The following is a 19,052-nucleotide window of genomic DNA, read 5'->3' as shown; positions in this document are numbered from 1 at the left end:
GGGCCCCGCCGGGTGTCCTGCGGCGCCCCGGACCCGCCGAGGCCCCCGCGGGGCCCCGGCGGCCCCTACGCGTGCCCGTGGGCGGTGTCCGGGTGCGGATGCGGGGTGGGCTCCGTGGCGGCGGGCAGGCGCCGCCGCCGACGGTGCTTGAGGAGGGCCCAGGGAGCACGCGCCCCCGTGACCTCCGTACCGGCCTCCCGGGCCGCCTGGGAGGCGGCCTTCGCCACCGGCAGGATGTCCTCGCGTCGCGCGCCGTCCAGCCGGTCGGTCTCCGGCCACAGGCCCAGCACCGCGCACAGGGTGGGCAGCACCGCCATGGCCGCCGTGGCATAGCCCTCGGCGGAGGGGTGGTAGTTGTCCGGGCCGAACAGCTCGCGCGGATTCGCCGCGAACTCGGGGCCCAGCAGATCGCCCAGCGACACCGTGCGGCCGCCCTGCTCCACCGCGCCGATCGTCTGCGCGGCCGCCAGCTGCCGGCTCACCCGCCGGGCCAGCCAGCGCAACGGCTGGTAGACCGGCTCGATCGTGCCCAGGTCCGGGCAGGTGCCGACGACCACCTCCGCCCCCGCCGTCCGCAGCCTGCGCACCGCCGTCGTCAGACAGCGCACCGACTGGGTCGCGGGCATCCGGTGGGTGACGTCGTTCGCCCCGATCATGATCACGCAGACGTCCGGGACGCGTGCCGGATCCGCCAGCAGCAGTGACACCTGCCGCTCCAGATCGTCCGACCGGGCCCCCGGCAGAGCCACGTTCCGCAGGTCCACCGGCCGCTCGGCCACCGCCGCGAGCCCCGAGGCCAGCAGCGCACCCGGGGTGTGCCCGGCCCGCCGCACCCCCTGGCCGGCGGCCGTGGAGTCCCCGAGCATGCCGAGCCGCATCGCGTCGTTCGGCCCGGCGAACGCCACCCCGTACCGCCCGTCGGCGCTCGGCGGGACCGGAGCCGTCCCGCCGCCCACCTGCCTCTTCGCGAGCTGGACCTCCGCCAGGAACACGCCCACGGCGGCCGCACCGATCAACCCGATGCTGCCACCGCCGTAGGCCGCGCCCGCCGCGATCCGCCGTGCCACCCTCGCTGTCGACACAGTCCGGTCCACCTCCTCCTCGCCGTACAGCCGTACACGTACCTACTTGCCCCGCGAGGGGCTCCTTGTACTCCTTCCCGTACGCAGAGTGCGTCCCGTGCGCATACTCTGGGCCGGACCATCTCGGAGATCCCGGAGTACACGGTGCAATTTCACGATTCGATGATCAGTCTTGTCGGCAACACCCCGCTGGTGAGGCTGCGCAACGTCACGGCAGGTATCCAGGCGACGGTCCTGGCCAAGGTCGAGTACTTCAACCCCGGCGGGTCGGTGAAGGACCGCATCGCGCTGCGCATGATCGAGGCGGCCGAGCAGAGCGGCGAGCTGAAGCCCGGCGGCACGATCGTCGAGCCGACCAGCGGCAACACCGGTGTCGGGCTCGCCATCGTCGCCCAGCAGAAGGGCTACAAGTGCATCTTCGTCTGCCCGGACAAGGTCTCCACGGACAAGATCAACGTGCTGCGCGCGTACGGCGCGGAGGTCGTTGTCTGCCCCACCGCCGTTGACCCCGAGCACCCGGACTCGTACTACAACGTCTCCGACCGGCTGGTCACCGAGACGCCGGGCGCCTGGAAGCCCGACCAGTACTCCAACCCGAACAACCCGCGCTCGCACTACGAGACCACCGGTCCCGAACTGTGGGAGCAGACGGAGGGGAAGATCACCCACTTCGTCGCGGGCGTCGGCACCGGCGGCACGATCAGCGGCACCGGGCGCTACCTCAAGGAGGTCAGCGAAGGCGCGGTCCAGGTCATCGGCGCGGACCCGGAGGGCTCGGTCTACTCCGGCGGCTCCGGGCGGCCGTATCTGGTGGAGGGCGTCGGCGAGGACTTCTGGCCGAGCGCGTACGACCGCACCGTCACCGACGAGATCGTCGCGGTGTCCGACAAGGACTCCTTCCAGATGACGCGGCGGCTCGCCAAGGAGGAGGGGCTGCTCGTCGGTGGCTCCTGCGGCATGGCGGTCGTCGGAGCCCTGGAGGTCGCCAAGCGGCTCGGCCCCGAGGACGTCGTCGTGGTGCTGCTCCCCGACAGCGGGCGCGGCTACCTGAGCAAAATCTTCAACGACGAGTGGATGGCCGACTACGGCTTCCTGGAGAGCACCGGTGCCTCCGCCAACGTCGGCGCGGTCCTGGACTTCAAGGAGGGCCCGATGCCCTCCCTCGTCCACATGCACCCGGAGGAGACGGTCGGCGAGGCCATCGAGGTGCTCCGCGAGTACGGCGTCTCCCAGATGCCGATCGTGAAGCCGGGCGCCGGCCACCCGGACGTGATGGCCGCCGAGGTCATCGGATCCGTCGTGGAGCGCCAGCTGCTGGACGCGCTGTTCACCCAGCGCGCCTCGCTGACCGACCCGCTGGAGAAGCACATGTCGGCTCCGCTGCCGCAGGTCGGCTCCGGCGAACCGGTCGAGGACCTGATGGCCGTACTCAGCGGCACGGACGGCTCCGACGCGGCGATCGTGCTCGTCGAGGGCAAGCCCAAGGGCGTGGTGAGCAGGCAGGACCTGCTGGCGTTCCTCGCCAAGGACGCGGGCACGGCGAAGGCCTGACGGCCCGGCGGCCGGGTCCGGGCCGAGGTCTGACGGGCCGGACCCGGAGCCCCGGGTCCGGCGGCGGGCCTTCGCGCAAACGGTACGAGCGCGTCACGTCCGCGCAGCACCCGCTTAACACGGCTCCGGCACATTGGTGGGTGTCGGCAGGGAAACCCGCCGGCACCCAGAACGGCGACACCGGACTACGGAGCGGCTCCCGGACCTCCACCGTCGCCCGGACGCGGGCAACCGGCCCTGACCCGGACCGCGTCCCTCGCGGGGACCGCCGTCGTCCCGCCCCCCGGGTGACCGGGGGTGCGGCGGTCCCCGCGACATACTCCGGGCGGGGCTCGGCCCCGGTCATCCGGGCGGTGCTCAGTCCCTCCAGTCGGACGGCGCGCGTTCCTCCCGGCGGCGGAACAGACCGCCACCCCGCGCCGCCTGGAACGCGTTGACGCCGACGATGCCGAGCCAGGCCACGACCAGTCCTTCGATCCCGGCGTTCGCGACGCCGATCGCGGACAGCGGGATGGCCAGGACCAGCGAGACGATCCCCAGGCCGTGCCGCTCCCCGAAGCTCCACGTCTCCGCCGGACGCGCCCCCCGGGCGACGGACATCTGCTGCTCGGCGAGCTGACGGCGGACCCGGCGGTCGAGCGTGGTGTCGAGCCGCTGCTCGACCTTCTCCAGGAACGAGTCGATGAGCGCGGTCTCGTACTCCGCACCCAGCTCGCCGCGGGCCTGGAGGGTAGCGGCGAGCTCCTTCTTGAGCTCGTGGTCACGGGCTTCCATACCGACCACGGTACGGAGCCGCACCCCCGCCGGCAGTAGGGCTAGCCCCCAGGTTCCGTGGGGTTAACCCCCCTGTCGACCGCTCCCGTCCCGCCCTCCGCGCCGTCCCGGCCCACCCCCTGCATATGGACATACAGCGACCTTCCTGGCTGAATAGAACGGTCGGCGCCGGTCGCGGCGCGACGGATCCAGCAAGGGGACAGGCATGAGTGGGAGCAGCCCCGCCGCACGGTTGCAGCGGCTCTTCGAGGGCCACCGGCTCACACCCACCCAGCGGCGCATCGCGCACTGCATGGTCCGCCGGGCCGCCGACGCGCCGTTCCTCTCCAGCGTCGAGCTGGCCGAGCTGGCCGGGGTCAGCCAGCCCTCCGTCACCCGCTTCGCCGTCGCTCTCGGCTTCGACGGCTATCCGGCGCTGCGCAGGCACCTGCGCGAGGTCGCGCCCGCCGACGGGGAGCAGGAGGACGCGGGGGAGACGTACAACGAGTACCAGCAGGCCGTCCGCGCCGAGATCGAGAACCTCCAGCACCTCTGTGACGTGCTCGCCGACCCCGCGCCCGTCGAGCGGGCCGGCCGGCTGCTCGCCGCCTCCCGGCCGTTGCCGGTGCTGGGGCTGCGCGCCGCCTCCTCGCAGGCGCGCGGCTTCGGCTACTTCGCCGCCAAGGTGCACCCCGACGTCCGGGTCCTCGACGAGGGCGGCAGCATGCTGCCCGACCGGATCGACTCCGCCCGCCGGGCCGGGGCCACCGCCCTGATGTGCTTCGCGCTGCCGCGCCACTCCAAGGAGAGTGTGGACGCGCTCGCGTACGCCCGGGACCAGGGGCTGACCGTGGTGACGGTCGCCGACTCCGCCTTCGCGCCCGTCGCCAAGCACAGCGATCTGCTGCTCCCGGCGGCGATCGGCTCCGGGCTCTCCTTCGACACCGTCTGCGCGCCGATGCTGCTCGGCCGGGTGCTGCTGGAGGCGATGTGCGACGGACTCCCCGACGCACAGGCCCGGTTGGAGGAGTTCGACGCCCGGGCGGCGGCGCGCGGCCTGTTCGTGGAGTGAGAGCCCCCGCGCCCGGCCCTTCCGCGGATTCTCAGGTATCGCTCATCTGCGGCCGCTAATCTCCGCGCCCAGAAGCGTCGCGGCGTCGCGGCGTCGTGGAGTGAGAGGGGTACGGACGTGGGACGCGGAGGGCAGTCGCTGGCGAGAGTGGCCGTGACCGTACGGGCCGGGGCGGCGCCGCTGTGGTGGGCGGGCCTGGTGGCCGCGGCGGCGGGGGCGTTCGTTCCGGGCCTGACCGGGCGTCGGATCGGGCTGCTGGCCGGAGCGGCGCTCTTCATCGTCACCGCCGCCGTGGTGGCCCTGGCGCGCGGCAAGCGGTACGCGGAACTGGCCCGGAGCGCCTCCCGCGCCGGGCGGGGCGACTTCCTCCAGGACCGGGCCGTGACCGTACGGATGTGGCGGCGCGCGCGCAGGTGGTGGCTGCTGGGGGCGTTCGTCGTCGCGGTGGCGTCCTCGTTCGCGCTGCCGGGGGCCGGCGGGCTGCTGCTCGCCGGCGCGGGTACGGGACTGTGGCTGAAGGCCGTACGCCTCGGACAGCGGGAGCGCCGTGAGGACGTCCTGTACTGGGTGCGCACCGACTGGACCGGGCACGGGGGCCCGGTGGGCAAGCGGGTGAAGGCGTACCGGACGACGGGTCCGGAGGCGGGGGACGCCGCGCCGGGCGGAGCGCGGCGTCGCCGCCGGTGATACCGGACCCAGGGCGTCAGACCTCCAGGTCCGCCTCGATCTTCTTCAGCTGGTGACGGGCCATCGCCAGGTTCGCCCGGCTCGCGTCCAGCACCAGGTAGAGGAACAGGCCGCTGTTGCCACGGGTCTTGAGCAGCCGGATCAGGTGGTACTGGGTGCCGAGCGTGATCAGGATGTCCTCGATCTCGTCCTTGATGCCCAGATGCTCCATGGTGCGGAGCTTGGCGCGGACCACGTCGGTGTTGCCCGCGGCGGCGACCTCCAGGTTGAAGTCCTTGCCGCCGCCGAGCGTGCCCAGGGCCATCCCGCTCGTGTAGTCGACGAGGGCGACACCCGTGGTGCCCTCGATCGAGCTCATCGCTTCCTTCAGTGCCGCTTCGGTGTTCGCCATGAAGGCTCGTTTCCTTTCCCTGGCCGGTCGTGGTGACCGGATCCGTTTCTGTGGTGGCTTCCGTGCGGGTCGGTGCGCGGGCTTCTGCGTGATGGCGTGGGTCCCGGTGGTGGTGACGGGTACGGGCGGGGGGACGGGGCCGTCTACGTGGGGCGTTGCGGCAGGGCGTGGCTCCCGGGCGCGGCGGCGGGGGGCGGGGGAGCGGGGCGGGCGACGGTGGCGGGGCGCTCCGTGCGTTCCAGTGCGGCGTCGACCAGTTCGCCGATACGGGTGCCCGCGCGGCGGCCCTCCAGATGAAGCCGGCCGACGTTGATGCGGTCCTCGGCCAGCAGGGTCAGGACGGCGGAGGAGCCCGCGGCGTAGCTGGCGATGTAGCCGTTGCCGCCACGGACCAGCAGTTCGCGGAAGCCGCCCCGCCCGGTGGCTTCGGTCATCCGGATGGAGACGCCGAGTGCGGCCGCGGTGAGCGCGGCGACGCCCTCCGCCTCGATGCCCGGGGTGTCGTGGGCCAGGACCAGCCCGTCGGTGGAGGCGGCCAGCGCCCCGGAGAGCAGCGGGACCCGGGCGCGTAACCGCTGGAGCTCGTCGAGGACCTCACGGACTTCGGCCTCGGGCACCATCAGCTGTCTCCTCCCGGCACGCTGTCTGAGCGCGCGTATCACAGGGCCTCCAATGCGTCTCGGAGCCGGCGCAGCAGGGCGGTATCGGGGTCGGCCGTCACCTCGGGGAGCGTGATCCGGCCGGACACGGAAGAGTCCGGCAGGGGCTGTGCGCGGACCGCCTCGACCAGACCGGCCGCCGACAGCCGCCGCAGGTCGACCAGGGTGTGGAACGCCGAACGGCCCAGCGTCCGCGCGATGTCCGAGGCCGTGCGGGCCCCGTCGGCCAGCTCCAGGAGCCGGCGCTGCCGGGCCGGGACCGGGGCGTCGGACGGACGCGCCGCCGTCCGCAGCAGTGGCGCGCTGTCGCAGGCGGGGTCGGGCCAGATCCGGTCCAGGAACTCCCGTCTGCGCAGCGTCTCGCGCTCCACGGCCGCCACCGGGACGGGCCGCACCGGGCCGATCCAGTGCGCCACCCCGTAGCGGAAGCGGGCGGGCGTCCCGGTCGGCGCGAGCGCGAAGAACGCGGCGTCGTACAGCGCGCCGAGGTGGCACAACTCCAGTGCGCCGCTCGGTACATGACCGCTGTCCACGAGATAGCGGCCGACCCGCCGGTGCGCCCCGGCCTGCGCCACGGCGTCCCACCAGCCCTCGTGCCGCAGGGTCCCGCCGGTGGTGAGCAGGACGTCGATGCCGGGGGTGGCGGGGCTCTCGGCGTGCACCACCTGGCCGTCGGCGAGGTAGAGCGTGCCGCGGTCGCGCATCAGGGCGCCGGTGGCGCGCTCGTCGGCGAGGCGCCGGAGCATCGGGGAGAGCACCGGGAGCCGGTCCGTGCCGGGGGCGTCGGGGTCGGCGGTTATCGCGCTCATGCCAGCACCAGGCGCTCGGCCAGCTCGCCGAGCCGCAGCCGGGCGAGCGCGAGATTGCCCTCGGAGCGGTCCAGCCACAGGTGCAGGAAGACGCTGCTGTCGAAGGCCGTCTCGACGAACCGGAGCAGGTGGTACCCGCCGTGGGTGGTGACGATGACGTCCTCGACGGGAGTGCTCGGCGCTTGTCCGGGGTGCTGTGCGCCGCCGTCCGGGGCGAGGTGGGCGAAGGCCGGCTGCTCGGCGGTCATCCGGGCGACCTCCGCCGTCTCGGCGGCGGTCGCCTCGTGGTCGCCGTTGGGGGATTCCCCGATGGTGCCGAGGGCGAGACCGCTCGTCCAGTCGACCACCGAGGCGCCCCGGGCCCCGGGCAGCCTCATGACTTCGAGCAGGCACTCGTCGATTCCGGGCACGCGGATTCCCCTCCCGACGTGGCGTACGGCTGTAACGCAGAGGCTACGCAACGTGCTCATGGCCGGCGGAGGTTCTGGCATTTTCCCTTGGTACATGCCGACCGCGGTGTAAAGGAGTGGCCGGAACGCGGTGGCGGCGCTCCGTCAGGCGCCCGGGGCGCCGGACCTGCCGGACCTCTCGCGGGCCGTCATCACCGCCTTGTTGAGCGCCCACAGCCCGATCCCGATCAGCAGCAGGATCCCGGCCCGTACGTACACGTCGGAGCCCCGGTCGGCGAGAGGGCTCGCCAGGATCAGCGAGGTGAGCGCGCCGAGCACCGGAAGCGCCGTCGGCGTACGGAAGTGGCGGTGGTCCACCCGGTCCTTGCGCAGCACCAGCACGGCGATGTTGACCACGGCGAAGACGCAGAGCAGCAGGAACGAGGTGGTGTCGCCGAGCCCTTCGATCTCGCCGGTGGAGACCAGTCCGACGGCCAGGACGGAGACGAAGACGATACCGACCCAGGGGGTGCGCCGGCCCGCCAGCACCTTGCCCATCGCGGGCGGCAGGATGCGCTCGTTGGCCATGCCGTAGCAGAGCCGCGAGGCCATCATGATGTTGATCAGCGCCGAGTTGGTGACGGCGAACAGGGCGATCAGCGCGAAGAGTTTCGGCGGGAAATCGACGCCCCCGGCCTTCACCACCTCCAGCAGCGGGCCGCTGGAGCCCGCCAGGGTGCGGGAGTCGACCAGGAGCGAGGAGACCAGGGCGACCAGGACGTAGACGGTGCCGGTGATGCCCACCCCGATGAAGATCGCGCGGGGGAAGGCGCGGGCGGGGTTCTTGGTCTCCTCGGCCATGTTGACCGAGTCCTCGAAGCCGACGAAGGCGAAGAAGCCCAGCGCGGTGGCGCCGAGCACCCCGGTGACCAGGGCGTACCCGGTGCCGCCGGTCTCGATCTGGGTCAGCCGGGAGGGCTCGCCGTCGCCGCTGAACACGGCGTACGCGCCGATCGCGAGGATCACCACGAGTCCGCTGACCTCGACCAGGGTCAGCACGACGTTCGCCTTCACCGACTCGGCGACCCCGCGGAGGTTGATCGCGGCGAGGACGAGGACGAACAGGACCGCGATCAGGGTCGGCGGCACCGCGTCGGTGAACTCCCCCAGGTAGTCGCCGCTGAACGCCCGCGCCGCCGCGCTCGCCGAGGAGAGGCCCGAGCACATCACCATGAAGGCGACGACGAAGGTCAGGAAGGGGACCTTGAACGCCTTCTGGGTGTAGAGCGCGGCCCCGGCCGCCTTCGGGTACTTGCCGACGAGTTCCACGTACGAGGCCGCCGTCAGCAGGGCGACGGCGAAGCCGATCGCGAACGGCAGCCACAGCGCGCCGCCGACCTTGCCCGCCACGTTCCCGGTGGTCGCGTAGATGCCGGTGCCCAGGATGTCGCCGATGACGAAGAGGATCAGCAGCTTGGTGCCGAGGGCGCGCTTGAGCGGTGGCGACCCTCCGGGGTTCGTGGGATCGCCGGTCGTGGGGGATTCGGCAGTGCTCATCGACGCCTCCGGTCCATGCTGCGCATCACTGGCAGAACCTGTTCCCGGTCGCGGCGCGAACCGCACCTGTTGACTACGACTATTCAGAGCATCAGGATGTGAATAGATTTTCACCGTCGCGAGGAGGCACCGCCATGTCAGGACCCCGCCCCGTACGGGCACCGCGCGGCAGCGCACTGACCGCCCTGGGATGGCAGCAGGAAGCCGCCCTGCGGATGCTGCAGAACAACCTCGACCCCGAGGTCGCCGAGCACCCCGACAAGCTGGTCGTCTACGGCGGCACCGGGAAGGCCGCCCGCGACTGGCGCTCGTTCGACGCGATGGTCCGCACCCTCCAGACGCTCAAGCAGGACGAGACGATGCTCGTCCAGTCCGGGCGGCCGGTCGGCGTCATGCAGACCCACGAGTGGGCGCCACGCGTGCTCATCGCCAACTCCAACCTGGTCGGCGACTGGGCCAACTGGGAGGAGTTCCGCCGCCTGGAGGCGCTCGGGCTCACCATGTACGGCCAGATGACCGCCGGGTCCTGGATCTACATCGGCACCCAGGGCATCCTCCAGGGCACCTACGAGACCTTCGCCGCCGTCGCCGCCAAGAAGTTCGGCGGGACGCTGGCCGGGACGATCACCCTGACCGCCGGGCTCGGCGGCATGGGCGGCGCCCAGCCGCTCGCCGTGACCATGAACGACGGCGTCGCCCTCTGCATCGACTGCGACCCGCGCGCCATCGAGCGCCGCATCGAGCACCGCTTCCTGGACGTGCGGGCCGACAACCTGGAGCACGCCCTCCAACTCGCCGTCGAGGCCCGCGACGCCCGCCGCCCGCTCTCCATCGGCCTCCTCGGCAACGCCGCCGAACTACTGCCCCGGATGCTCGCCGAGAGCGCGCCCATCGACATCGTCACCGACCAGACCAGCGCCCACGACCCGCTGGCCTACCTGCCGCTCGGCGTCGACTTCGACGACATGGCCGACCTCGCCGCCGAGAAGCCCGCCGACTTCACCCTGCGCGCCCGTGAGTCGATGGCCCGCCACGTCGAGGCCATGGTCGGCTTCATGGACGCCGGCGCCGAGGTCTTCGACTACGGCAACTCCATCCGCGGCGAGGCCCAGCTCGCCGGGTACGACCGTGCCTTCGACTTCCCCGGCTTCGTCCCCGCCTACATCCGCCCCCTCTTCTGCGAGGGCAAGGGCCCCTTCCGGTGGGCCGCGCTGTCCGGCGAGGCGTCCGACATCCACAAGACCGACAAGGCGATGCTGGAGCTGTTCCCGGAGAACGAGTCGCTGCACCGCTGGATCAAGATGGCCGGCGAGCGCGTCCACTTCCAGGGCCTGCCCGCCCGCATCTGCTGGCTCGGCTACGGCGAGCGCGACAAGGCCGGCGAGCGCTTCAACGACATGGTCGCGAGCGGCGAGCTGGCCGCCCCGCTGGCCATCGGCCGCGACCACCTGGACTGCGGCTCGGTCGCCTCCCCGTACCGCGAGACCGAGGCCATGCTCGACGGCTCCGACGCCATCGCCGACTGGCCGCTGCTCAACGCCATGGTCAACGTCGCCTCCGGCGCCTCCTGGGTCTCCCTCCACCACGGCGGCGGCGTCGGCATGGGCCGCTCCATCCACGCGGGCCAGGTCTCCGTCGCCGACGGCACGAAGCTGGCGGGCGAGAAGATCCGCCGCGTGCTGACGAACGACCCGGGCATGGGCGTCATCCGCCACGTCGACGCCGGGTACGACATCGCCGAGAACGTCGCCGCCGACCAGGGCGTACGCGTCCCCATGACGGAGGGCAACTGATGCCGTCCGGCGGGTCCGGGGGCGCGTCCGCCACCTCTCCCGGCACCCGGGAGCAGTGGCGCGCGGGTGACTCCTTCCTCTCGATGTGGCGGGAGCTGGCCCCCATCGGGCGTCACCCCGACAGCGGCGGCTACCGGCGCTACGCCTGGTCGCCGGCGGACCTCGACTGCCGGGCCTGGTTCCGCGCGCAGGCCGAGGCGCGCGGTCTCGCGTACGAGACCGACCGCAACGGCAACCAATGGGCCTGGCTCGGCGACCCGCTGGCCGGGGAAGCCGTCGTCACCGGTTCGCACCTGGACTCCGTCCCGGACGGCGGCGCCTTCGACGGACCGCTCGGCGTGGTGTCCTCCTTCGCCGCGCTCGACGAACTCCACCGCAGGGGAGCGGAGTTCACCCGGCCGCTGGCGATCGCCAACTTCGGGGACGAGGAGGGCGCCCGCTTCGGCCTGGCCTGCGTCGGGTCCCGGCTCGCCGCCGGACAGCTCGCCGTGGCCGATGCCCACCGGCTGCGCGACGGGGACGGGATCACCCTGCCCGCCGCCATGGAGGGAGCCGGATACGACCCCGGGACCATCGGCCCCGACCCGGAACGGCTCGCCCGGATCGGCGCGTTCGTCGAACTCCACGTCGAGCAGGGCCGCGCCCTCGACCTGACCGGCGACCCCGTCGGCATCGCCTCCGCCATCTGGCCGCACGGCCGCTGGCGGTTCGACTTCCGGGGCGAGGCCAACCACGCGGGCACCACCCGCCTCGCCGACCGCCGCGACCCGATGCTCACGTACGCCGAGACCGTCCTCGCCGCCCGCCGCGAAGCCGAACTGACCGGCGCTCTCGCCACCTTCGGCAAGATCGCCGTCGAGCCCAACGGCGTCAACGCCATCCCCTCCCTCGTACGCGGCTGGCTCGACTCCCGCGCCGCCGACCAGGCCACCCTCGACGCCGTCGTCACCGGAATCGAGCACGCCGCCCGGGAGTACGCCGAGCGGGCCGGGATCGGCCTCGACGTCGTGCGCGAGTCGTTCACGCCCGTCGTCGAGTTCGAGCACGCCCTGCGCGACGAGCTCGGCAAGATCCTGGAGGGGGCCGGCGACACGGGGCGGCCCGTGCCCGTCCTCGGCACCGGCGCGGGCCACGATGCGGGTATTTTGTCCGCCTCGGCGCCCACCGCCATGCTCTTCGTACGCAACCCCACCGGCATCTCGCACTCACCCGCCGAGCACGCCACCGAGGACGACTGCACGGCGGGGGTCGGGGCGCTCGCCGACGTACTGGAAGGTCTCGCGTGCAGCTGACACACCGGGCGACGGGCGCACCCGTCACCGCGACGTACTGGATGGACCACGCCTGGCTCGGCACCCACGTCGAGCCGGGCGTCACCCTGGACGTCGCGGACGGCCGCATCGCCGGGATCAGGACCGGGGTCGGGACACCGCCGCCCGGCGCGACGGCGCTGCGCGGCCTGACCCTCCCCGGCCTCGCCAACACGCACTCCCACGCCTTCCACCGGGCCCTGCGCGCCACCGTCCAGGTCGGCTCGGGCACCTTCTGGACCTGGCGCGAGCTGATGTACCGGACGGCCTCCCGGCTCACCCCGGACACCTACTTCGACCTGGCCCGCGCCACCTACGCCGAGATGGCCCTGGCCGGCATCACCGCCGTCGGCGAATTCCACTACCTGCACCACGCCCCCGGCGGCACCCCCTACGCCAACCCGAACGCCATGGGCGAAGCGCTGATCGCGGCCGCCGCCGAGGCCGGGATCCGGATCACCCTGCTGGACACCGCCTATCTCGCCGCCGGATTCGGCGAGCAGCCCAACCGGCACCAGCTGCGCTTCTCCGACACCACCGCCGAGGCCTGGGCGGAGCGCGCCTCCCTCCTCAAGGGCGACGACCACACCCTCATCGGTGCGGCCGTCCACTCCGTCCGGGCGGTCCCGGCCGGACAGCTGGCCACCGTCGCGCAGTGGGCCGAGGAGCGGAACGCCCCGCTCCACGTGCACCTCTCCGAGCAGACGGCGGAGAACGACGCCTGCCACGCCGCCCACGGCCGTACCCCCACCCGGCTGCTGGCCGACCACGGGGTCCTCGGCCCGCGCACCACCGGCATCCACAACACGCACCTGACCGAGGCGGACATCGAGCTGCTCGGCTCCTCGGCCACCGGCACCTGCATGTGCCCCACCACCGAACGCGACCTGGCCGACGGCATCGGCCCCGCCGCCGCCCTCCAGAAAGCGGGCTCGCCGCTCTCGCTGGGCAGCGACAGCCACGCCGTGATCGACCTCTTCGAAGAGGCGCGCGCGATGGAGCTCAACGAGCGGCTGCGCACGCACATCCGGGGCCACTGGACGGCCGCCGCCCTGCTCCGCGCCGCCTCCGCCGACGGGCACGCCGCACTCGGCCGCCCCGACGCGGGGGTGCTGGAGCCGGGTGCCCCCGCCGATCTGACCACCGTCGCCCTGGACTCCGTCAGGACGGCCGGACCGATGCCCCGACTGGCAGCGGAGACCGCCGTATTCGCCGCCTCCGCCGCTGATGTGCGGCACACGGTCGTGGCGGGCCGGCACATCGTCCGGGACGGCCGTCACACCCGGATCGAGGACGTGCCCCGGGCGCTCGCCGAGGCCGTGGCCGCCCTGCACCACTGACCCCGGACCCGCCCGAGACCCCGGACCGGACCCCGCCCGCAGAACCGGACCCTCCGGAACGCAAGGAGAACACTCTCCAGATGACGACCACAGCCATCACCCACATCGCCAGCCTGGTCACCAATGACCCCTCCCTCGGCAACGGGACCCCCCTGGGCCTGATCCGGGACGCGGCCGTCGTCATCGAGGGCGACCGCATCGTCTGGACCGGTGAATCCAGCAAAGCACCCGCCACTGACAACGTCCTCGACGCGGCCGGCCGCGCGGTGATCCCGGGCTTCGTCGACTCCCACTCCCACCTGGTCTTCGCGGGCGACCGCACCCAGGAGTTCAACGCCCGCATGTCCGGGCAGCCCTACCGCGCCGGCGGCATCCGCACGACCGTCGCCGCCACCCGGGCCGCCTCCGACGAGGAGCTCTCCGCCAACGTCGCCCGCTACCTCGCCGAGGCCCTGCGTCAGGGCACCACCACCTTCGAGACCAAGTCCGGCTACGGCCTCACCGTCGAGGACGAGGCCCGCGCCCTGCGGATCGCGGCCCGCCACACCGACGAGGTCACCTACCTCGGCGCCCACATCGTGTCCCCCGACTACGCCGAGGACCCCGCCGGGTACGTCGACCTGGTCACCGGTCCGATGCTGGAGGCCTGCGCCCCGCACGCCCGCTGGATCGACGTGTTCTGCGAGCAGGGCGCCTTCGACGGCGACCAGGCCCGCGCCATCCTCACGGCGGGCCGCGCCAAGGGGCTGCACCCCCGTATCCACGCCAACCAGCTGACGTACGGCCCCGGCGTCCAGCTCGCCGTCGAGCTCGACGCCGCCTCGGCCGACCACTGCACCCACCTCACCGACGCGGACGTCGACGCGCTCGGCCAGGGCGACACGGTGGCCACGCTGCTCCCGGGCGCGGAGTTCTCCACCCGTGCCACCTGGCCCGATGCCCGCCGTCTCCTCGACGCGGGGGTCACCGTCGCACTCTCCACGGACTGCAACCCCGGCTCGTCGTTCACCTCGTCCGTGCCGTTCTGCGTCGCGCTGGCCGTGCGCGACATGGGGATGACCCCGGACGAGGCGATCTGGTCGGCCACCGCCGGCGGGGCCGCCGCCCTGCGGCGTACCGACATCGGCCGGATCACCCCCGGCGCCCGCGCCGACCTGGTCCTCCTCGACGCCCCGAGCCACGTCCACCTCGCCTACCGCCCGGGCGTCCCGCTGGTCAGCGCGGTCTGGCGGAGCGGACAGCGGGTGGTGTGACGGACGGCCCCGGGACCGGCCCGGGGGCCCGGTCGGCGGAAGCGCCCCCCACATGCGGAAGGACCCGCTCCCGGCGTCCGGGGCGGGTCCTTCCGCGGTGCTGCTCGAACGGCCCGTGAAGCCCCATCGCGGGACAGGGGGCCGTGTCGGGGTCACTCCTCCAGGGTCAGACCCTTGCGGAGCTTGGTCAGCGTCCGGGAGAGCAGCCGGGACACGTGCATCTGCGAGATGTTCAGTTCCTCGCCGATCTCCGACTGCGTCATGTTGCTGACGAAGCGGAGCGAGAGGATCATCCGGTCCCTGGAAGGCAGCGCGGCGATCAGCGGCTTCAGCGACTCGACGTACTCGATGCCTTCGAGCCCGTGGTCCTCGTAGCCGATGCGGTCCGCGAGGGCGCCCTCGTGGTCGTCCTCCTCGGGCTTGGCGTCCAGCGAGCTCGCGGTGTAGGCGTTGCTCGCGGACATGCCCTCGACGACCTCGTCCTGGGTGATGCCGAGGCGCTCGGACAACTCCGCCACGGTGGGCGCGCGGTCCAGCTGCTGGGAGAGCTCGTCGCCCGCCTTCGCCAGGTCGAGCCGCAGCTCCTGGAGCCGCCGTGGTACGCGCACGGACCAGCTGGTGTCACGGAAGAATCGCTTGATCTCGCCGACGATCGTCGGCATCGCGAAGGTGGGGAACTCCACGCCGCGGCTCAGCTCGAACCGGTCGATCGCCTTGATCAGGCCGATGGTGCCGACCTGGACGATGTCCTCCATCGGCTCGCTGCGGGAGCGGAACCGGGAGGCGGCGAACTTGACGAGCGCGAGGTTGAGCTCGACGAGGGTGTTGCGGACGTAGCTGTACTCGTGGGTGCCCTCTTCGAGGGACTCCAGCCGCTCGAAGAGCGTCTTCGACAGGGCCCTGGCGTCCAGAGCGCCTATTTCGGCATAGGGCGGGATCTCGGGAAGTCCTTCGAGTCCCTCGCCGACCGCGTCGGAGAAGTCTGAGGTGGTGACGGTGGTGCTGGCGTTGCCGGTGGTGCTGGTGCGCGGGCCGGGAACGGCGCTCGCGGCGGGGGAGTCGGAATTGATCGGTCCCTGAGGACATGCCGACGACGCGTTGTGGGTACGCGCTTCGTCGAGCCGGGGTGACATGGGTCTCCTCCATCGTTCTCGGCATATGGCTGCCGATGCCCCTACGTGTTCCTGCGGTGAAGCGGCGCCTCCAAAGCCGGTCGTGTTCGGGTGTCCCTCTACCCATACCCGGTTCTGGCCAGCGGTGACAAGCGCCAATTCATGCTATATGTCCGGTTTGTTGAGGTCTCCGACTACCGCGTGGCGAACGGAACGCGTACTGTTTTACGCACGTCGGCGGCAGCTACGCATACAGCCGCACAGGCAGTGACGCGCACAGTGACGAACGGCGAAGAGGGACAGGCATGGACCGCGGGACGGTCGGCAGTGCTAACCGGGGGCGACTTCAGGTCGAGGCCCGGACCGAGGGGCGCAGCGAGGTCGTGACGCCGGTGGGTGAGCTCGACCACCACACCGCCGATCTGCTGCGCGAGCCCCTGGAGAGTGCGGTCGAACAGGGGCGTTCGCGCCTGGTGGTCGACTGCTCTCGCCTGGATTTCTGTGATTCCACCGGGCTGAACGTCCTGCTCGGCGCCCGCCTCAAGGCGGAGGCGGCCGGCGGAGGGGTTCATCTGGCCGGAATGCTGCCCGTCGTGGCGAGGGTGTTCGAGATCACCGGCGCGGAGGCGGTCTTCACCGTCCACGCCACGCTCGAAGAGGCCCTGGTCACCTGACCCGGCATGGCCGTGCGACCGCGGACGTCCCCGGTGTCGCCCGTGTCACGCGATCGTGTGCCACAAGTGGGTGTTGTTGCGACGCGGCAGGGCAGGAGACACCCCGGCGGTGCCCCGCAAGGGCTCCGGCACACTCGGTAACTGATCACTATCTGTTCAACGGCGACATGGCGACATGGCGAATCGGTGAGGTGAAGCGCTGATGAGCACCACCCGGCAGCATCCGCCGGGCGACCTCGGTCGCGAGCCGGACGGAGCGGGCGCAGCCTCGACCGTCCCGGCCGCGCGGCAGTGGCGCACGCTCTCACTGGGGCAGGCCGCGGGCATCGTTCCGACGGCCCGTGACTTCGCTCGACAGGCGCTGCACGACTGGGGCTGGCTCCCGGCGTCCACCGCGGACCGCAGGGCCGCCGCCGAGGACGTCCTGCTGGTCGTCTCCGAGCTGGTGACCAACGCCTGTCTGCACGCGGAGGGCCCCGAGGAGCTCCGGATCGGCCACACCTCCAAGGTGCTGCGTGTGGAGGTCGTCGACCGGGGGGCCGGTCAGCCCGCGCCCCGTACGCCCCATCGGGCCGGCCGGCCCGGGGGGCACGGCATGTTCATCGTGCAGCGCCTCTGCCTCGACTGGGGCGTCCTGCGCACTCCGGACGCCCCGGGCAAGACCGTCTGGGCGGAGCTCGCCGCCCCGGCCTAGGCATGGGGGCGGAGCTCGCCGCCCCGGCCTGGCCCGCGTTCCTTGCCCGTACGCCTCACCGGTACGCCTCGGTCGTACCCCTCACCCGCACCGCGAAGAGCGCGCCCGATCGGCGCGCTTTTTGTCTTCCCTCCATCAGGCCCCCGGCGTACCTTGAGCGCCAAATCTGATGTGTCGTCAGCAATGTGCGTCCGTACGGGTCGTGGCGCGCGGCGGCGTCCGGCATGAGGGGAGCACGAGGTGTCGAACCAGAAGCGGACAACTCTCGCGCTGGCGACTGCGCTGGCCGGCTCGATCGTGGTGGCGGGCGCGCCCGCCGCGCACGCCGACGTCGTGGACGTCAACTACCAGTGCGTGACGCCCATCGGGCCCAAAGGGGCGGTCTCGCCCATCGATATCAAGGGAGTCGGGAGCGGCGGCGGCTACAAGCTCACCATGTCCTTCCGGAAGGGCGTCTCCTCCAGCCCGGTCGAGCTGGGCAAAGGGGCCATGAACCCGAGCGCCGTGATCGAGCTGGGCGGCGCGGAGCAGGGGAAGGTCCAGGTCACCGGCCCCGCGAACAGCGAGGCGATTCCGGCCAACACCCCCATCAAGATCAGTGACCTGTCGGGGACGTACACCCCGAAGAAGAGCGGCAAGGTCACCTTCACCGCCGGAGTCCTCACCATCAAGGCCCTCGGTACGACCACCACCTGTACGCCCAAGAACAGCCCTGGTCCCTCCCTCGAACTCGACGTCCAGGGGGCGGGCGGTTCATCGGAGGGCGGCTCCACCGGCGGCGGCTCGACGGGCGGCGCGTCCACCGGCGGTTCGACCGGCGGCGCTTCGGGGGGCGGTGAACTGCCCCGCACCGGCCCGCTGGAGTCGGCGGCGGCGCTCGGCACGCTCGGCGGCACCGTGCTGCTGAGCGGGGCGGCCGGCGTGCTCTGGCTGACCCGGCGAGGACAGCGCTCCGCAGGCTGAGCCCAGCACAGCCGAGCGCAGCGCTCCGCAGGCCGAGCCCAGCACAGCCGAGCACAGTCCAGCGCAGCATCGCCGCCGGAAGGCAGAGGAGCCGCCCATGTCGCCACCCACCCCGCGCCTCCGCCGGGCGCTGCTCGACCTCACGACGGTGCTCGCCGCACTGCTGTGCGCGCTCACACCGCTCCCGGCCGCCGCGGACGGCCAGGCCGACACCGCCCCGGCCGACACCGCCCCGACCGCCGAAGACGGCCCGGCGGGCTGGACGGCCCGGCCCGCCGGTGGAGGCACCGACCGGGACGCCAGGCCGTACGTCTATCTGGAGGGCACCCCCGGCACGGCCCTCCAGGACCGTCTCGCGGTGACCAACACCGGCCGCGCCCCGCTGACCGTACGGCTACGGGGCGCCGGCCGGGCCGGGGCCTGGATCGGGTTCGCCGCCGACACCGTCACCGTCCCGGCCCGGACCCGCGCCGAGGTGCCGCTCGCCCTCACGGTGCCGCCCGACGCGGTGCCCGGCGACGCTTCCGGGGAGGTCGTGGCCGACGACGGGGACGAGGAGATCCGCGTACCGGTCCGGGTCCGGATCGGTGGCCCGACGCTGGCGGCGCTCACCGTCGAGGACGTCGAGATCTCCGGCGAGACCATCCGGTACGCCCTCGTCAACCGGGGCAACGTGATGCTGAAGCCCCGGCTCGCGGTACGCGCCGAGGGGGTGTTCGGCACGCTGCTGAACCGCCCGGAACGGCCCCTGCCGCTGGAGCTGGCCCCCGGCCGACGGGTGGAGCGGACCGAACCCTGGCCCGACGCCCCGGCCCTGGACGCGGTCACCGTACGGCTGCGGGTCACCGCCCCGGGGGGCGCCCGGGACGAGGCCGAGGCCTCGGCGACGCACATCCCGGTGGCCCCGGCCGTCGGCTGGCGGGCTGCTGGTGCTCGGCGGCCTGGCCCTGCTCGGCTCCGGCG

18 protein-coding genes and 1 pseudogene are annotated in these 19,052 nt (G+C 72.7%); 11 read left to right on the top strand and 8 right to left on the bottom strand.

Annotation, left to right across the window (positions count from 1 at the left end; all coding sequences use genetic code 11):
- Nucleotides 1–65: 65 nt before the first annotated feature.
- On the bottom strand, nucleotides 66–1,067 hold the full coding sequence (locus CR470_RS10050) for an SGNH/GDSL hydrolase family protein (RefSeq protein ID WP_097867224.1): 1,002 nt from the start codon (nucleotides 1,065–1,067) through the stop codon (nucleotides 66–68).
- A 159-nt stretch (nucleotides 1,068–1,226) separates the two neighbouring features.
- Here CR470_RS10050 and CR470_RS10045 point away from each other — a divergent pair, with 159 nt between their 5' ends.
- Complete coding sequence (locus tag CR470_RS10045) at nucleotides 1,227–2,633, top strand: cystathionine beta-synthase (RefSeq protein ID WP_097867223.1); 1,407 nt, start codon at nucleotides 1,227–1,229, stop codon at nucleotides 2,631–2,633.
- A gap of 357 nt (nucleotides 2,634–2,990) precedes the next feature.
- Here CR470_RS10045 and CR470_RS10040 read toward each other — a convergent pair whose 3' ends face one another.
- Nucleotides 2,991–3,407, bottom strand: coding sequence for a hypothetical protein (locus CR470_RS10040; RefSeq protein WP_097867243.1), 417 nt, complete (start codon nucleotides 3,405–3,407; stop codon nucleotides 2,991–2,993).
- Nucleotides 3,408–3,612: 205 nt separating this feature from the next.
- On the opposite strand from CR470_RS10040, the gene CR470_RS10035 reads away from it, so the two are divergent.
- A complete protein-coding gene (locus CR470_RS10035; protein WP_097867222.1) occupies nucleotides 3,613–4,458 on the top strand; it encodes a MurR/RpiR family transcriptional regulator in 846 nt (281 codons plus the stop codon).
- Nucleotides 4,459–4,605: 147 nt separating this feature from the next.
- Nucleotides 4,606–5,145, top strand: a complete 540-nt coding sequence (locus CR470_RS10030) for a hypothetical protein (protein ID WP_097867221.1) — start codon at nucleotides 4,606–4,608, stop codon at nucleotides 5,143–5,145.
- A gap of 16 nt (nucleotides 5,146–5,161) precedes the next feature.
- Here the strand turns inward: CR470_RS10030 and CR470_RS10025 are convergent, their stop codons facing one another.
- The 5 genes from CR470_RS10025 to CR470_RS10005 all read right to left on the bottom strand — a co-directional run bounded on the left by CR470_RS10025 (nucleotide 5,162) and on the right by CR470_RS10005 (nucleotide 8,950).
- Nucleotides 5,162–5,536, bottom strand: a complete 375-nt coding sequence (locus CR470_RS10025; RefSeq protein ID WP_097867220.1) for a hypothetical protein — start codon at nucleotides 5,534–5,536, stop codon at nucleotides 5,162–5,164.
- 143 nt (nucleotides 5,537–5,679) lie between these two features.
- On the bottom strand, nucleotides 5,680–6,156 hold the full coding sequence (locus CR470_RS10020) for a roadblock/LC7 domain-containing protein (protein ID WP_097867219.1): 477 nt from the start codon (nucleotides 6,154–6,156) through the stop codon (nucleotides 5,680–5,682).
- A gap of 38 nt (nucleotides 6,157–6,194) precedes the next feature.
- On the bottom strand, nucleotides 6,195–7,004 hold the full coding sequence (locus CR470_RS10015) for a hypothetical protein (RefSeq protein WP_097867218.1): 810 nt from the start codon (nucleotides 7,002–7,004) through the stop codon (nucleotides 6,195–6,197).
- A complete protein-coding gene (locus CR470_RS10010) occupies nucleotides 7,001–7,414 on the bottom strand; it encodes a hypothetical protein (protein WP_097867217.1) in 414 nt (137 codons plus the stop codon). Before CR470_RS10010 ends, CR470_RS10015 begins: the two co-directional genes overlap by 4 nt.
- Before the next feature lie 144 nt (nucleotides 7,415–7,558).
- Nucleotides 7,559–8,950, bottom strand: a complete 1,392-nt coding sequence (locus CR470_RS10005; RefSeq protein WP_097867216.1) for an APC family permease — start codon at nucleotides 8,948–8,950, stop codon at nucleotides 7,559–7,561.
- 134 nt (nucleotides 8,951–9,084) lie between these two features.
- Between CR470_RS10005 and hutU the strand changes: the two genes are divergently transcribed.
- From hutU to hutI, 4 genes are all read left to right on the top strand, one after another.
- Complete coding sequence (gene hutU, locus CR470_RS10000) at nucleotides 9,085–10,743, top strand: urocanate hydratase (protein WP_097867215.1); 1,659 nt, start codon at nucleotides 9,085–9,087, stop codon at nucleotides 10,741–10,743.
- The gene (locus CR470_RS09995; RefSeq protein WP_179892200.1) at nucleotides 10,743–12,035 is read left to right on the top strand and encodes an allantoate amidohydrolase; all 1,293 of its coding nucleotides are present in this window, start codon (nucleotides 10,743–10,745) and stop codon (nucleotides 12,033–12,035) included. The genes hutU and CR470_RS09995 overlap by 1 nt, the downstream gene beginning before the upstream one ends.
- Nucleotides 12,026–13,393 (top strand): formimidoylglutamate deiminase, encoded by a 1,368-nt coding sequence (locus CR470_RS09990; protein WP_097867214.1) that lies wholly within the window; start codon nucleotides 12,026–12,028, stop codon nucleotides 13,391–13,393. Before CR470_RS09995 ends, CR470_RS09990 begins: the two co-directional genes overlap by 10 nt.
- A gap of 80 nt (nucleotides 13,394–13,473) precedes the next feature.
- A complete protein-coding gene (gene hutI, locus CR470_RS09985) occupies nucleotides 13,474–14,646 on the top strand; it encodes an imidazolonepropionase (protein ID WP_097867213.1) in 1,173 nt (390 codons plus the stop codon).
- Nucleotides 14,647–14,798: 152 nt separating this feature from the next.
- Here hutI and CR470_RS09980 read toward each other — a convergent pair whose 3' ends face one another.
- On the bottom strand, nucleotides 14,799–15,779 hold the full coding sequence (locus CR470_RS09980) for an RNA polymerase sigma factor SigF (protein WP_097867212.1): 981 nt from the start codon (nucleotides 15,777–15,779) through the stop codon (nucleotides 14,799–14,801).
- Between the two features lie 284 nt (nucleotides 15,780–16,063).
- Here CR470_RS09980 and CR470_RS09975 point away from each other — a divergent pair, with 284 nt between their 5' ends.
- The 4 genes and pseudogenes from CR470_RS09975 to CR470_RS09960 all read left to right on the top strand — a co-directional run.
- Nucleotides 16,064–16,432 (top strand): STAS domain-containing protein, encoded by a 369-nt coding sequence (locus CR470_RS09975; RefSeq protein ID WP_097867211.1) that lies wholly within the window; start codon nucleotides 16,064–16,066, stop codon nucleotides 16,430–16,432.
- Nucleotides 16,433–16,634: 202 nt separating this feature from the next.
- On the top strand, nucleotides 16,635–17,126 hold the full coding sequence (locus CR470_RS09970) for an ATP-binding protein (protein WP_097867210.1): 492 nt from the start codon (nucleotides 16,635–16,637) through the stop codon (nucleotides 17,124–17,126).
- Nucleotides 17,127–17,366: 240 nt separating this feature from the next.
- On the top strand, nucleotides 17,367–18,089 hold the full coding sequence (locus tag CR470_RS09965; protein WP_097867209.1) for a peptidase: 723 nt from the start codon (nucleotides 17,367–17,369) through the stop codon (nucleotides 18,087–18,089).
- A 97-nt stretch (nucleotides 18,090–18,186) separates the two neighbouring features.
- Nucleotides 18,187–19,052: pseudogene (locus CR470_RS09960) on the top strand (COG1470 family protein); the annotation flags it as partial.

It is taken from the genome of Streptomyces sp. rh34 (assembly GCF_002551245.1).
In the GTDB taxonomy this organism is placed as follows: Bacteria; Actinomycetota; Actinomycetes; order Streptomycetales; family Streptomycetaceae; genus Streptomyces.
Note: the sequence above shows the minus strand (reverse complement) of the source record. Positions and strands in the feature narration are given on the sequence as shown.